This is a genomic window from Micromonospora sp. 067-2, assembly GCF_046549295.1.
Classification (GTDB): domain Bacteria; phylum Actinomycetota; class Actinomycetes; order Mycobacteriales; family Micromonosporaceae; genus Micromonospora.
The window spans coordinates 201,465-215,848 of the sequence record NZ_JAJPWB010000002.1 but is presented as its reverse complement, the minus strand read 5'-3'; the positions used below and the strand labels follow the sequence as shown (position 1 = coordinate 215,848).

Sequence of the window (14,384 nt, the reverse complement as noted above, 5' to 3'; positions counted from 1 at the left end):
GCGAACGGAGAGGAAACCGCGGTGACCACCGTCGGGCTGATCATGGGCAGCGACTCGGACTGGCCGACGATGCGAGCCGCGGCCGAGGTGCTGGACGAGTTCGGGGTGTCGTACGAGGTCCGGGTGATCTCGGCCCACCGGACCCCGGTGGCGATGATCGATTACGGCCGCGACGCCGTCGACCGGGGCCTCAAGGTGATCATTGCCGGTGCCGGCGGAGCCGCCGCCCTGCCGGGCATGGTCGCCTCGGTGACCCCGCTGCCGGTGATCGGCGTGCCGGTGCCGCTGAAGCACCTCGACGGCATGGATTCGCTGCTGTCCATCGTGCAGATGCCGGCCGGCATCCCGGTGGCGACCGTGTCGATCGGCAACGCCCGCAACGCCGGCCTGCTGGCCGTGCGGATTCTCGGTGCCGCGGATCGCGCCCTGCTGGACCGGATGTCGGCGTACCAGGTCGGCCTGGAAGACATGGTGACCGCGAAGGACACCGCCCTGCAGGCCACCCTCAGCTGACCGAGCGCCGAACTCCGCACCCGGCACGCTCCCAACCCGCCGGCCGCACGAACCCGGCACGCTCTCCGTGCCCCCTCACGGACCCTGTTGGACCCTCCGATTCATCTCATGCCGCGTAGCGCCGTCTGCAGGCGTTCCTGGGCGCGGCGGCGGCGCTCGTTGCTGGCGCCGAGGATCAGCAACAGGATGCCCACCGGGATGAGCGCCAGCCACGGGCCGAGACTGAACAGCGCGTGGATCGCGGCGATGGCGGTGACCGACGCGCCGACGATCACCGGCGCCTGCTGCCGGCTGGACGAGCCGAAGATCAGCACCGCCACGGCGCCGAGCAGCAGCAACATCTGCCGCAGCGTGCTGGATTCGGTGGCCAGCACGATCGCCAGAGTGGGCACGAACGCGGCGACGAGCGCCGGCCCGTACGCCACCCAGCTGCTCATGTCCGGACGATGGCGCAGCTCGAGCACCCCGACCAGAAGAGCCAGTGCGGCAAACGGCAGCGTGTACGCCTCGGGCAGCGCCACGTCGGCGACCCGCATGAGGATCCACCACGCGGTGATCTCGCAGATGACCACGGCCCAGAACAGGATCCGACGTTCCACCGGCCGGCGACCGGGTCGGGTCGCCGCCACGCCGAGGACCGCCCCCCAGGCAGCCAGCAGGGCGGCGATGTGCCGGGGCGAGTCGAAGGCGAGGGCCAGTGCGATCAGCGCGGCAGCATGCCCGCTCCACTGCACGGTGGCGGCCTCGCGTTGGGCCTCCGGGCGGCGCAGCCGGGGCAGGGTCGCAGCGAACACCTGCAGGGCGGCCCCGACCGCGAGCACCCCGAACGCGGACCAGACGGGCGCCAGGCCGGCCACCAGGCCCGCGGTGAGCACGAAGAGCTGTGCCATCAGCGAGGCGAACAGCCAGCCGAGGATACGGGCGCGTTGGGTGGTGCCGTACAGCGCCGCCACCGTGCCGACGCCGACCGCACCGCCGAGGGTGACCAGGGTGAGGTCCCGGGTGGCCAGGCTACCGGCCAGACCCGCGCTGCCGGCGGCCAAGCCGATGACGAACACCAGCACCCGGGCCAGCCGCAGCGAGCGGGCCGGCTCGACCAGCGGCGGTGGCGGGGTCAGTGCCAGGCCGAGCATCGAGATCGTGAAGACGGAGAGCGCGGCGAGGGTGCTCGTGGGCCAACCCCTGCCCAGCGCGATGGGCGCGATCAGCAGCGTGACGGCGGCGCCGGGCAGCACCACCGGAACGGCCCGGGACCGCCGTCCGCCGCTGAACCCGGTCGCGGCCAGCGCGGCGGTCACGGTGAGCAGCAGCGCGGTCAGTACGTGCGTCGGGTCGACCACGTCCGGGGGTGGGGTGAGCAGCTCCGGTGGCGGCCCCTGCCAGATGCGGTTCATCGTGCGGTGTGGCTCGACCAGGGCGGCGACCAGGGCGGGGGCGATCGAGGCGAGAGCCAGGGCAGTCGGCACGGCGGCTGCGGCCAGCGCGCCGGCCGACGGGCTGACCCGCCACCGCCGCCGGTCCGGGTCGTCGGGCAGGCGCCGCATGGCACCGCTGAGCAGCACCGCCCAGCGCCGCACCGGTTGGGCCGAACCGGTCGGCGGCACGGTGGCGGCTCGGATGAGCTCGGCGAGCACGCCGAGCAGCGCGGCGGCGGCCGCGTAGACCCCGGCGGCGAGGCCGGTGGGGATGGCGGCGAGCGCGCTGATGGTGACCCCGCCGACCACGGCCACGCTGACCCAGGGCAGGTACTGCGGCACCTGCCGGCGGACCGCGGCCACGGCGGCCAGACCGAGACTGGACGCGGCGAGCGCGGCGGTCAGCACCACCTGTGCCGAGTGGTCGAACCCGGCGGCCAGCGCCGCCACCGCGCCCGGAAAGGCCAGCAGCGCGGCGCAGGTCGCCGCCCCGCCGATCTGCGCCAGATGCGGTGGCATCCCGTCGGTCTCGATGTCGCTCACCTGGGGCCCCGCCAGTACGCGGGCCAGCGTGGCCACCACCACGCCGATCAGCGCGATGCTGCCCAGCGCCAGAGCGGTGGTCCACGGCCGGACCAGGCCGGCGCCGGCCGCGTGCAGCGCCACCACCCCGGCCACGGTGGCCCGGGACAGCCCGGCCCGGGCCTCCTCCGTGGCCACCGCGGCCATCCCGAAGACGGTGGCGACCATGCCGCCGACCAGGACGGGCGACCACCAGGGTAGGTCGAACGCGGCCGGTGCGCCGATCGTCGCGAGCACCGCAGCGGTGCCGGACACATCCCACCGCCAGGGCGGTGGCAGCAGGATGCCGGCGGCGACGGCCAGCAACGCCAGTGCGATCGGGGCCTGCCAGGTCGCGCCTCCGGTGGGGGCCGCCGGCCAGCCGGTCAGGTCACCGTTCCAGATCGGGCCAGGGGTGGCCAGTACGCCCAGCCCACCGCGCAGGGCCGTCCAGCTGGCGAGGATGCCGATCAGGACGCCGCCGACGGTGATGCCGAGGATCGGCCCGCGCCGCCACTCCTCGTTCATGGCGCGCGCTCCCACGGCGACGAGCAGCACCAGGCCGGCCGCCACCGCCAACTGCCCACCCGGGGTGAGTACGGCGGCGATCCGGACCAGCGTGGCGATCAGGGCGGTGGTCACCGCCGCGGCGGCCAGGTCGGAGCCGTCCAGGGTGAGGTCCGAGCGGCGTCCGGCGTCGATCGAGGGGGCAAGGAAGAGCAGCACCGCGGCGACCAGCAGCAGTGCGCCCACCCAGGCGTCCGCGACGGTCGCCCCGGGTGCGCCGAAGGCGGCGGCGGTGACCACCAGCGCGCCCAGGCCGGTGCCGACGGACAGTGGCGCCGGGATGCGTCGCTGGGACACCTGCACCACGGCGGCGTAGCCGAGGGTGACGCAGACCGCGAGGAAACTCGCCGCCAGCACCGGGACGCTCGCCTCGCGCAGGCTGGCCGGGGTCGGCGTCGGGTCGGTGGGCATGGCGGCGGCCACGAACGCGGCAACCGCCCCGGGCAGCGCGAAGGCGGCACCCCCGGCGGCCCATCCGGCGACCGTGTCGGCGGGGGCCGAGGCGATCCGGACCCGGGGCGCCAAAGCGACCAGCGCGCCGGCCGCGAAGAGGCTGAGCAGGACGGCGGCGGTGAGCGTCGGCCCGACCAGACTCGCGCCCGCACCGAACAGGCCCACCACGGCCGCCCCGACGCCGTGCGCCAGGGCGGCCCGGCTGGTCCGCGCGGAGAGGCCGATCACGCCGATGCCGACCGCGGTGAGCACCATCGGCCAGGGCGCCGACGCCCAGCCGAGACCGAACGAGGCCGGGACCGCCAGCGCGGTCAGCGCCGCCCCGGCGACGGCGAACTCGCGGCGGATCTCCGGCGGCAGGGCCAGCACCGCGGCGATGGTGAGCAGGAACGCGGCGCCGGCGAGCTGCCAGGTGGTGGGGCCGACCGCCGCGGCCAGTTCGGCCTGGTAGCCGTCGAGATCGGCACCCCAGGCGGGCAGGGCCGCCCGGACCGGGGCCACCCCGGCGCGTAGCGCGCCCCCGGCGACCACCAGCCCGCTGACGGTCAGCGCCACCGCCGAGGCGAGCTGTGGACCACGCCGGGCGGCCTCGGGGACCGCGCGCACCGCGAGCCCGGTCACCGTGATGACCGCCGCGATCAGCAGCAACGACCGGCCGGGCAGGGCCACCGACGCGATCCGGCCGAGCGCGCCGATTATCGCCAGGGTGAGGATGCCGGCCGCGACGTCGGGTAGCGGCGGGCGGCGCAGCACCAGCGCGCCCCCCAGCCCGACCGAGGCGGCCAGCAGCAGCACGCCTCCGGCGCTGGTGGCTGACGGCACGGTCTCCGCCCGGAGCAGGGCGGTGACCGCGTACGCCAGGGCGACGGCGACCGCCACCGCGTGCAGCAGCCAGACCAGCTCGCGCAGCCCGGGCACCGGACGGGCCGGTCTGGCGTCGGCAGCCCCGGTGCCGGCGTCGACCACCTCGGCGGCCTCCTCCGGGTCAGCCTCGGGCCGGCTCTCGGCGCTGCGTTGCCGGGGCGCCGAGGGCGTACCCGGGTCTGACGGGCCCTGTCGGGCGGGCCGTTCCAGGGCCACCCTGGTGCGGGTCAGCCAGAGATCGAAGAGAGCGACCAGGGTCAGGACCAGGGCCCACCCCCCAGGTCCGGTGATCCGCTCATATGCCAGCAGCGGCAGGACCGGCTGGGCGGCTAGCACGGCGGCGAACCGGGGTGTGCGCAGGCCTGTCCAGCTGGCGTACCCGAACGCGACGGCGGCGGTGACGGCGAAGATCACCCCGGCGAAGACCGCGCCCGAGGCGCCGCCGTTGCCGATCCGGTCCACGGCCCACAGGGCGTTTCCGGCGAGCGGCACCAGCAGCAGGCCGACCGCGGAGATCGTCTCGGCTGTCGAGGTGAGCCCGCGTCGGGCCAGAGCCGGTGGGGCGAGCAGCATCAGCACGGTGGCGAGGACCAGGATGCCGAGCCGGGCCAGCGCGTCCATCGAGCTGGTCGCCACCGCGGCGAAGACCACCGCGGCCACGCCGAGCAGCAGCGCTCCCAGCCCGAGAGGGATGTTCTGCACCTCCCGGGAGGAGGCCTCCGGTGGGTGCTGCGGGTCGTCGGCGTCCAGCCAGGACGGCGGGGGCGGCGGGGGGTCCTCCGGGGCGGGCGGGGTGTTCTGACGGGGCACCCGGGGCGGTGCGCCGGTGGTGGCGGTGGGTGGCCTGCGGCCGGGACGGCGGCGCAGCACCCGGCGTGGTCGGGTGGCCTGCTTGAGCCGTTCCTCACCGGCGTGCGCGAGGATGTCCCGTTGGAAGAGAGCGGCCTGCATCTTGGCGGCGATCTGCCGCTGCTCGCGGGCGATGGCGGCGTCGCGCGCCTTCATCTCCGCGATCGAGCGCTCGATGTCCGCCAGGTGCTCGGCCCACTGCGGCTGATCTGCCCCGCAGTGCGGGCAGCGCACGGCCGGCTTGATCTCCCGGCCGCACGAGGAGCACTGAAAGGTCGCCACGACACCCCTCCACCCGCGTGTGGACATCCACTGTCGCAGCATGCCCAAAGCTGGCGCGAATTTCGACACTTGTCGGCGGGTCCGGGGCAAACAACGACACCGGCCGGTCCTCGGAGGTGCTCCGTGACCGGCCGGTGGGGTCGAACCTACTCAGGGGCGGCCCATGCCCCGGTACTCCCAGCCGGCCTGGGTCCACAGTGCCGAGTCGAGGCAGTTACGGCCGTCGACGACCCTGCGGCCGGCGACCAGCTCGCCGAGGGCGACCGGGTCGGCGTTGCGGAAATCGGCCCACTCGGTGAGGACGCAGACCAGGTCGGCGCCGGCGACCGCCTCGTTGATGCCGGTCTCGTAGGTCAGCTCGGGTACGGCGCGACGGGCGTTCTCGGTGCCCTGCGGGTCGTACACGTGCACGTCGGCGCCGGCCTTCTGCAGCAGCGCGGCGACGGCGAGCGCCGGGGCGTCCCGGACGTCGTCGGTGTTGGGCTTGAAGGTGGCGCCCAGCACGGCGATCCGGGTGCCGGAGAAGTCCGGGCCGGCCGGCCCGGAACGGCGGCCGAGCAGGTCGGCGGCGAGGTGCAGCACCCGGGTCCGGCGACGCAGGTTGATCAGGTCGACCTCGTGCAGGAAGCGCAGCGCCTCGCCGGCACCCAGCTCCTGCGCCCGGGCCTGGAACGCGCGGATGTCCTTGGGCAGGCAGGCGCCACCGAAGCCGAGCCCGGCCTGGAGGAACCGGTTGCCGATCCGTGGGTCGTACCCGATGGCACGGGCCAGCTGGGTGACGTCGCCGCCGGAGGCCTCGCAGACCTCGGCCATCGCGTTGATGAAGGAGATCTTGGTGGCGAGGAAGGCGTTCGCGGCGACCTTGACCAGCTCGGCGGTCGCGAAGTCGGTGACCACCAGGGGCACCTCGCGGTCCTCGGTGGCAGCCAGGTCGAAGACGCCCTTGTGCGCGGCGTAGAGCATGCCGTTGGCCCACTCGCTCTTCACGCCGACCACGATCCGGTTGGGGCGCAGCACGTCGTCGACGGCGAAGCCCTCCTGGAGGAACTCGGGGCTCCACGCCACCTCGACGCCCAGGTCGTCCGGGGTGTGCTTGCCGACCAGCTGCTCCACCCACTCGGCGGTGCCGACCGGCACGGTGGACTTGCCGACGATCAACGCCTTACGGGTGAGGTGCTGCGCCAGACCAGTTACCGAGGCCTCGACGTACGACAGGTCGGCGCCCATCCCGCCGGCCCGCTGAGGGGTGCCGACGCAGATGAAGTGCACGTCACCGAATTCGGCGGTTTCGGCGATGTCGGTGCTGAACCGCAGTCGCCCGGCGGCCAGGTTGCGCTTGAGCAGCTCGTCCAGGCCAGGCTCGTGGATCGGCACCTCACCGGCGTTGAGCATCGCGATCTTGTCGGCGTCGACGTCGAACCCGAGCACCTCGTAGCCCAGCTCGGCGTAGCAGATGGCGTACGTCGCTCCGAGGTAGCCGGTCCCCAGGAAGGTCACCCGGGGCCGAGGGGCACCCGAGGGCGGCGTCACCGCGGCGATGGCGGGGCTCGGCTGGATGGTGGGATAGGGGATCGTCACGCCTGTCTTCTCCGCTCGCGCTGGCGGCGCGTCGTCGCGTCGCATTCTGCTGCGGCGCCTGGCCGGGCACCGTAGGGGTGGCTCAACTGTCTTCTTCCATCATCGCCCACCGGCGTGGGTGCTCTGTCAGGTCCATGCCTACGCGCCGGTAACATCACCTGAACTGCAGTAGCTAGTCTTCAGTCTTCGCCGTCGGCGGCCAGGAGACGCCGCAGACTGCGCATGATAGCGGTGAAGGGGAGGGGCCGACATGGCCGCAGGGGAGTCGTTCGACGTCTACCGGTTGCCCGAGGAGCACGAGGCGATCCGGGAGGCGGTCCGCGAGGTCTGCACGGCGAAGGTGGCCCCCCACGCCGCCGAGGCCGACGAGACCGCCGAGTTTCCGAAGGCGTCCTACGACGCGTTACGGGCGTCCGACTTCCACGCACCGCACATCCCCGAGGAGTACGGCGGCGCGGGAGCGGACGCGCTGGCCACCGCCATCGTCATCGAGGAGGTGGCGCGGGCCTGTGCGTCCTCCTCACTGATTCCGGCCGTGAACAAGCTCGGGACGATGCCGTTGCTGTTGTCCGGTTCCGAGGAGCTCAAGCGCCGTTACCTGACCCCGGTCGCGGCCGGTGACGCGATGTTCTCCTACTGCCTCTCGGAGCCGGAGGCGGGCAGTGACGCGGGGGCGATGACCACCCGCGCGGTGCGTGACGGGGATCACTGGGTGCTCAACGGCGTGAAGCGTTGGATCACCAACGCCGGTGTCTCCGACTTCTACACCGTTTTCGCCGTCACCGACCCGACCGCCCGCTCCCGGGGCATCTCCGCCTTCGTGGTGGAGAAGTCCGATGCCGGCGTGAGCTTCGGTGCCCCGGAGAAGAAGCTCGGCATCAAGGGCTCGCCCACCCGCGAGGTCTACCTGGACAACGTGCGGATCCCGGCGGACCGCATCATCGGCGCGGAGGGGACCGGTTTCGCCACCGCGATGAGGACCCTGGACCACACCCGGGTCACCATCGCCGCCCAGGCCGTCGGGATCGCGCAGGGCGCGCTCGACTACGCCAAGGGGTACGTGGCCGAGCGCCGGCAGTTCGGCAAGGCGGTCGCCGAGTTCCAGGGGATCCAGTTCATGCTCGCCGACATGGGTATGAAGCTGGAGGCGGCGCGGCAGCTCACGTACGCCGCGGCCGGCAAGTCCGAGCGTGGCGACGCGGACCTGACCTACTTCGGCGCGGCGGCCAAGTGCTTCGCCTCCGACGCGGCCATGGAGATCACCACCGACGCGGTGCAGCTGCTCGGCGGCTATGGCTACACCCGGGACTACCCGGTCGAGCGGATGATGCGGGACGCCAAGATCACCCAGATCTACGAAGGAACGAACCAAGTACAGCGGATTGTCATGGCGCGGCAGCTCCTGAAGGGCTGATCTGGCACTGTTTCCGCAGCTCAGAGCGGGTGTAACTCGTTCCATCGACCCAGTTGCACGCAGTAGCCGAAAGACGACTCTGCGGGTTATTTTCGGCTACCTGGAGCTGTTTTCGGTTGGCGTTCTGGGGAAATCCTGGGGAACTCCCTAGGTGAGTCGAAATGCGCTGATTACTAAGTAGACAGGCCGAGTACCCAAAAGATTGGTTTGTGTCGCTGCTCGCCGTGGGTGCGACATCAATCCTCTTAACTGGACGCGCGGAGGCGTAGGCGCTACGGACGGTGATGTCCCTGGCTGGGGTCGGCGAAGCTCGCCGAAGTGCCAGCCATCTGAGGATGTGTACCTCCGAGCGCGTTCATATCTGGGTTAGTCGGGTGTGTTGAAGGTGCGGCGTTGTTGGCGGCTGGCTGGCTTGCCTCGGGTGAGGCGGTGGAGCATGCCGCCGATGGAGGCCCAGCGGATCATGGCCGCAGATGTGGTGGGGTGGGTTTCGTAGTCGCGGGCCATCCGTACGACGAGTATGACGATTTTCAGGACAATGCCCACAACGAGAAGATGATGCGCGGTGACAATCAGCGAAGCAATAAGAAAGTTGACTATGGGATGAGGCGTGCTGGACTCGGCGCAGAGAATGGAAAGCAACGCGATAAGGTGCACAAGGAAATCGGCCGAATGGCAATGGGTGATAATGCAAATGTTAGTGTGAAGGGCCTGAGGGAGGCTATCCAGGACGCGGTGGAAAGGCGTGTAACCTCTAGTGTCTAACGTCCAGCAGTTAGACTCGTTTCTCGTTGGGCTGCACGGTACAATCGTGCGTCAAGTTCGTGTGCGTGACAAAGATAGCCTGATCTTCGATTTGGAGGCGGCGGCGAAGTCGTCGAATCGTTCAACGGTTCGGATTTTTTCTACCGCTTGGAGGATTGAGACCGAATCAGAGGTCTTAGTAGGGTCAGGCGACGAACCGAGCAGCCTCTCCTGCAGGGTGAATATTCTAGATGGCAGCACCCTGAAGGCAATTATGATTAGTCAGCCCAGCATGGACACAACCTTCGTTCTCGATAGTCTACGACTGCGTATATTCCCTGTTACTAGCAGAGCAAACAATCAGTCATGGCAGCAATGGACAGTCCGTCTGGTAGACGGAAGATTCATCGACGTCGGTCCAGGTAGTAGTTGGCGTATAAGGGAAGGTCGGCAGCGACATTCATGAGCGTCGCTGAGTCTGATTCGGCCCATCTTAAACGTCTATTGGCACCTTTGGTTGGTGCTCCCGTTCGCGAGGCCCGTCTTAGTGAATTGGGCGGAAGTTTTATATCGATTCGCTTGGGGGGCAGTTTAATCTGGGTTCATCTGTCTGCATGGAAAGTGGAATCAGATTCAGAGTTTTTGGTCGCTTGCGAGGATCGCCGGGACTTCATTCGAGCCTCGATTGCGCAGCTCGACGGCCGGTCACTTCATTCCATTGCCGTATCCGACTTCCTAGACATTACATTTGATTTCAACGGTCTACGACTAATGCTATTTAATACTTTCGCTATTGATGCTAACCTGGAAATGTGGTCGGTTGAGCTTTCGTCCGGACAAACTTTATTTGTGAATTCGGGTGGTTCATGGAAGCTTCTTCCTCGCCATTAGAAATTTTGCAACGAGTGCGCGGGGCTGGAACAGCGAGCTGATTCCTCGCTGCGTTGAGTCAGGTGGGTGACGTGCTTGCGTTTGCAGTGCATGGCGTCGGCGGTGATGGTGGCACTGCGTAGGTCGCTGACCTGGTCGAGCAGCGGCGCGAACCGGCTTCGACCGATTGTCACTGTGCGTAGCTTCCGGCACAGTTGTCAGCCCACCCGTTGCCGAGCTATTGATGAGCGGTCTTCAGCTAGTCATTGATGCGTGCGGGACATTGCTGGTGATTACCGTTGCGCGGGCTAACGCAGCGTGATCCAATCTCTGCCGGAGCGACCTCTTCCGGGTTCTGGGGAAATCCTGGGGGAGTCGACGAACGGGCGCGTTTTAGCAGCTCAGAGTCCATGCGCTCAGTGTTCACTCAGATCTACGAAGGTACGAACCAGGTCCAGCGGATCGTCATGGCGAGGCAGCTCCTCAAGGGTTAGGAAGCTCAGTAATCTACGGATGCGCTCTCGACCGGCACCTGGTGTGGCGGGTCAATCAGTTGCCGGTCCGATGCCGTACTTGTCTGATTCCTTGGCCACCCGGTCCGGCGGGGGCATCGGGGCGTCCTTCGCGGGCATGTCCAGTTTCGGCGCTGGGTCCCCGAGCGCGACGATCAGTTCTCCGAACCCGGCTGGAGAGTTGATCAGCAGTGTGCGGGCGGGATCGTCGTGGCGGTTGGTGAATCCGTGGGGAACACCTCTGGGCAGGAACACCAGGGATCCGGGGTTGGCCTGCCAGGTGTCGTCGCCGCAGGTCACGTCGAGGTGGCCGTCGAGGAGGTAGAAGACCTCGTCGGACTGGCTGTGGACGTGTTTGGGAGGTGCGTATCCCGGCGGCACCCGGTGGTCGACGATGTCCAGGTTTCCGGTGGTGGAGCCTCCTCTGAGCTTGGTCAGGCTCAGCGTGCCGAGCCAGTGGTAGGGGTCCCCGTCGTCGGGGCCGAGGACGAAGCCGTGGGTGGCCGGTGCGGCTGCGCGGCCGGCGTCCGGGCGAGGCGGAAAGCTCATCGGTGTTCTCCTTGGTCAGGCCGGATGGTGTGGGCGAGGTCGGTGACGATGCGGACCACCTCGCGGGGTGCCTCTTCGGGTACGAAGTGCCCGACGCCGTCCAGAGTCGTCGCGATGACGTTCGCGGCTACCGACTGCAGCATGGTGGCGACCTGACGGCCGAGCCCACGCTCACCGCCGACGCCGACGACCGGCATCCTGATCTTCGCGTGTTGCAGGGGCTCGGTCTGTTCGATGCTGGTAAAAGCCGCCCGGTAGACCCCCATCGCCCCGAGGACGCCGTCGGCGCCTGAGAAGGTCCGCAGGTACTCCGCGACGAGGCGCTGGTCGAAGGTGTTCGGGTCGCCGGCGGGGCCGTCATAGAACCAGCGCAGGAACTGCTCCTCGTGTCCGACGATCAACGCCTGCGGTACGCCGGGTGCCAGGGGCAGGATCCACCACCACGTGGAGCCCGCTGCCATTGCCTGCGGGGTGTAACTGATGATGCAGCGCAGCGCGTCGCCGAGCATGGCCGGCGCCTCGATGTACACCAACGCACCAACCTCGTCGGGGTGCTCGGCTGCCCACAGCAAAGCCGGTGGAGCGCCCATGTCATGGCCGACCAGCAGGTGCTCGCGGGAGGTGGGGGCCACCTGAGCTGCGAGTGACCGCACCTGCTCGGCGATTGCGAGGGCGTCGTACCCGTGGGTGCCTTCGGGTTTGTCACTGTCGCCGAAGCCGAGCAGGTCGACGATCAGGACGCGTAGGCCCGCGTCGACGAGGTCGGGTGCGACCTCACGCCAGGCGTAGCCGGTGCCGAGGAATCCGTGCCACAGGACGGTCAGCGTGCCTTCTGGCGGCCCGCCGATCCAGTAGTGCAGGCGATGACCGTCGATGGACGCGTATTCGGACCGTAGACCCCGCATCGCGGGGGCCGAGTCGGCGGCCTGTTCGAGGGGGGTCATCGACCTGTGGACCATGCGCTGCTGTCGGAGGTGAAACTGGGTGTCGTCATAGCTGCTCTCGCGACTGGAACGGAATGATTCTACCGCTTCGTACCGTAAGCGCGCGGCGTTCCCGTTGCCGGCAAAACCAAGGAACTACCTCCACTGGAGGCCTGGACGGCGACGTCGCGCAACGGCACAGGTCAGCCCGCGTCGTCGGTTACATTAGGAGGAGTTCTTCCGCTTAGGATTGAACGCTGGGTCCGAGCAGAGCCGGTCAGGCAGCCACCTCGCCCGGTGGCTCTGCGCGGTTCCCACGGCCTGTTCCTCGGCACCCGCTGGTCACGGCTTCTTCTTGGACCAGATCGGCGGTCTCGATCACCTGACGCTGGCGCCATTCCGGATCACCGGTGAGGACGAACTGTGAGCCGCATCCGAGCCGGGTGAGTTCCGCCCGGAGAGGTGGCTGCTCATCGAGTGGGGTGGACAGTTTCGTCCGCATCCCGGCGGGCGTTCGGGTGCGGATCGTCGGCTCTGGCCTGAGTCGATGTTCCACGACCAGCGCGAGTTGGGGGTGTCCGTTGTGAGGGTGTTGGCGGTGGGAGCTGCCGGCCAGAGGGCCGGCTTGGCGGTCCGTGCGTTGGTCGAGGCCGGTGTCGACGTGCGTGGGCTCGTGCACAGCGCGGGGAAGGAACGCGTCGCGCGGGCGAACGGGGCGGCGGAGACAGTCGTGGCTGATCTTGGAGATCACGATGCGCTGGTCGCCGCCCTGCGAGGGGTGGACGGGGTCTTCCATGTCATTCCGGCCTTCGCGCCGGACGAGGCGGGGATGGGGGTCGCCATGGTGCGGGCCGCGGTCGACGCCGGCGTCGGACGGTTCGTCTTCTCCAGCGTCTACCACCCGTCGCTGACCAGCCTGTCCAACCACCGGGCAAAACAACCTGCCGAGCAGGCGCTGTACGACTCGCACCTGAGGTTCACGATCCTGCAACCGGCGATGTTCATGTCCCAGCTCGACGGCCTGGTCGGCGCGGCTCGGGACAAGGGTGTGGTGTCCGGGCCGTACTCCGCGGACTCGCGGATGTCCTACGTGGACTACCGAGACGTGGCGGAGGTGGTCGCGCTCGCGTTCACCACCGATCGGCTCGACAACGGAACGTTCGAGCTGTCCGCTCCGGGAATGTACAGCCGGGTTGACCTGGCCGCGCTGCTCACCGACATCGTCGGCCGTCCGGTGCGGGCCGAGTCCACTCCGGCGGCGCTGCCGGACAGCATGCCCGCGCCGATGCGGGAGGGCCTGATGCGGATGCTCGCCCACTACGACGAACACGGCTTCCACGGTGGCAACGACCTGGTGTTGGAGGCGATTCTGGGTCGCCGACCGACAGGTGTGCCCGACTATCTGGCGGAGGTGGCGGCCCGATGACCGCAGCGAGAGATGCACAGCCGTACGCGGTGATCGGCGCGACCGGTCAGCAGGGAGGCGCCGTGGTCGACGCCCTGCTGGCGGCGGGGGCGCCGGTCCGGGCGGTGGTCCGGGACGCGACGTCGCAAGCCGCTAGGAAACTCGCCGGGCGCGGAGTGCAGATCGCCGTCGCCGACCAGGACGACGGCGACCGCCTGGCTGAGGCCTTCACCGGTGTCGAGGCCCTGTTCCTGATGACGACGTACGCCAGCCAGTCCGGTGGCACCCAGGGCGAAGTCGCCCGGGGACGCACGATGGCTGAGGCCGCCGCCCGCGCCGCCGTTCCCCGGGTGGTCTACTCGTCGGTGGGTGGCGCCGAGCGGAAGTCCGGTGTTCCGCACTTCGAGAGCAAACGCCGTGTCGAGCAGCGGCTGGCGGAGCTACTACCGTCGTCCTTCATCCGGCCGACGTTCTTCATGGACAACGTCGCCCGCATGATCGACGGCGCGGGTGATGACGAGTTCGTGCTACGGCTGCCCCTGCCCGCCGACGTCGACCTGCAGATGATCGCGGTGCGCGACATCGGCATCATTGCCGCCGCGGCGCTGCGGCAACCCGACGTGCTCGGTAGCGACGCGTTGGAGATCGCCGGTGACGTCCTCACCGGCCCGCAGGTGGCGCAGCTCGTCGGCGCGCACCTGGGCCGCACGGCCCGGTACGAGGCGTTGCCGCTCGAGACGCTCGGCGGCGACGAAGACCGCATGGCGATGTTCCGCTGGTTCGCCGACACTCCCGCCTACGCCGCTGACCTGGACCGTACCCGGCAGGTCGATCCGCAGGTGTGGGACCTGGCCGGCTGGCTCGAGCACCGCCGCTGACGCGTCG

General features: G+C 69.5%; 11 protein-coding genes. 5 read left to right on the top strand and 6 right to left on the bottom strand.

Translation table 11 applies throughout. From position 1 onward, the window contains the following. The first annotated feature begins 21 nt into the window (after positions 1 to 21). On the top strand, positions 22 to 513 hold the full coding sequence (gene purE / locus ACLJN9_RS04550; RefSeq protein ID WP_410809746.1) for a 5-(carboxyamino)imidazole ribonucleotide mutase: 492 nt from the start codon (positions 22 to 24) through the stop codon (positions 511 to 513). Between the two features lie 101 nt (positions 514 to 614). On the opposite strand, the gene ACLJN9_RS04545 is transcribed toward purE, so the two are convergent. Together ACLJN9_RS04545 and ACLJN9_RS04540 are read right to left on the bottom strand one after the other, a co-directional pair. Next, positions 615 to 5,504, bottom strand: a complete 4,890-nt coding sequence (locus tag ACLJN9_RS04545) for an SCO7613 C-terminal domain-containing membrane protein (protein WP_410809744.1) — start codon at positions 5,502 to 5,504, stop codon at positions 615 to 617. Between the two features lie 150 nt (positions 5,505 to 5,654). After that, a complete protein-coding gene (locus tag ACLJN9_RS04540) occupies positions 5,655 to 7,082 on the bottom strand; it encodes a UDP-glucose dehydrogenase family protein (protein WP_410809743.1) in 1,428 nt (475 codons plus the stop codon). 250 nt (positions 7,083 to 7,332) lie between these two features. On the opposite strand from ACLJN9_RS04540, the gene ACLJN9_RS04535 reads away from it, so the two are divergent. Beyond that, positions 7,333 to 8,496, top strand: coding sequence for an acyl-CoA dehydrogenase family protein (locus tag ACLJN9_RS04535; protein ID WP_410809742.1), 1,164 nt, complete (start codon positions 7,333 to 7,335; stop codon positions 8,494 to 8,496). Between the two features lie 366 nt (positions 8,497 to 8,862). On the opposite strand, the gene ACLJN9_RS04530 is transcribed toward ACLJN9_RS04535, so the two are convergent. Continuing rightward, entirely contained in the window at positions 8,863 to 9,138 is a 276-nt protein-coding gene (locus ACLJN9_RS04530) for a hypothetical protein (protein WP_410809741.1), read from the bottom strand. 564 nt (positions 9,139 to 9,702) lie between these two features. Between ACLJN9_RS04530 and ACLJN9_RS04525 the strand changes: the two genes are divergently transcribed. After that, positions 9,703 to 10,131, top strand: coding sequence for a hypothetical protein (locus tag ACLJN9_RS04525; RefSeq protein ID WP_410809740.1), 429 nt, complete (start codon positions 9,703 to 9,705; stop codon positions 10,129 to 10,131). On the opposite strand, the gene ACLJN9_RS04520 is transcribed toward ACLJN9_RS04525, so the two are convergent. The 3 genes from ACLJN9_RS04520 to ACLJN9_RS04510 form a co-directional block, all read right to left on the bottom strand. Continuing rightward, positions 10,128 to 10,304 (bottom strand): hypothetical protein, encoded by a 177-nt coding sequence (locus tag ACLJN9_RS04520; RefSeq protein WP_410809739.1) that lies wholly within the window; start codon positions 10,302 to 10,304, stop codon positions 10,128 to 10,130. The two genes, ACLJN9_RS04525 and ACLJN9_RS04520, sit on opposite strands and share 4 nt — an antisense overlap. A gap of 351 nt (positions 10,305 to 10,655) precedes the next feature. Then, positions 10,656 to 11,171, bottom strand: coding sequence for a cupin domain-containing protein (locus tag ACLJN9_RS04515; protein WP_410809738.1), 516 nt, complete (start codon positions 11,169 to 11,171; stop codon positions 10,656 to 10,658). Next, complete coding sequence (locus ACLJN9_RS04510) at positions 11,168 to 12,115, bottom strand: alpha/beta fold hydrolase (protein ID WP_410809737.1); 948 nt, start codon at positions 12,113 to 12,115, stop codon at positions 11,168 to 11,170. The genes ACLJN9_RS04515 and ACLJN9_RS04510 overlap by 4 nt, the downstream gene beginning before the upstream one ends. A 526-nt stretch (positions 12,116 to 12,641) precedes the next feature. Between ACLJN9_RS04510 and ACLJN9_RS04505 the strand changes: the two genes are divergently transcribed. Both ACLJN9_RS04505 and ACLJN9_RS04500 read left to right on the top strand, forming a co-directional pair. Then, complete coding sequence (locus ACLJN9_RS04505; protein ID WP_410809736.1) at positions 12,642 to 13,520, top strand: NmrA family NAD(P)-binding protein; 879 nt, start codon at positions 12,642 to 12,644, stop codon at positions 13,518 to 13,520. Beyond that, the gene (locus tag ACLJN9_RS04500; protein ID WP_410809735.1) at positions 13,517 to 14,377 is read left to right on the top strand and encodes an NmrA/HSCARG family protein; all 861 of its coding nucleotides are present in this window, start codon (positions 13,517 to 13,519) and stop codon (positions 14,375 to 14,377) included. Before ACLJN9_RS04505 ends, ACLJN9_RS04500 begins: the two co-directional genes overlap by 4 nt. Positions 14,378 to 14,384 lie beyond the last annotated feature (7 nt).

Bases quoted from the DNA above. Each gene is read 5' to 3' on its own strand.
- ACLJN9_RS04535 (WP_410809742.1), top strand. From the start codon at position 7,333: ATGGCCGCAGGGGAGTCGTTCGACGTCTACCGGTTGCCCGAGGAGCAC.
- ACLJN9_RS04525 (WP_410809740.1), top strand. From the start codon at position 9,703: ATGAGCGTCGCTGAGTCTGATTCGGCCCATCTTAAACGTCTATTGGCA.
- ACLJN9_RS04515 (WP_410809738.1), bottom strand. From the start codon at position 11,171: ATGAGCTTTCCGCCTCGCCCGGACGCCGGCCGCGCAGCCGCACCGGCC.
- ACLJN9_RS04510 (WP_410809737.1), bottom strand. From the start codon at position 12,115: ATGACCCCCCTCGAACAGGCCGCCGACTCGGCCCCCGCGATGCGGGGT.
- ACLJN9_RS04505 (WP_410809736.1), top strand. From the start codon at position 12,642: ATGTTCCACGACCAGCGCGAGTTGGGGGTGTCCGTTGTGAGGGTGTTG.
- ACLJN9_RS04500 (WP_410809735.1), top strand. From the start codon at position 13,517: ATGACCGCAGCGAGAGATGCACAGCCGTACGCGGTGATCGGCGCGACC.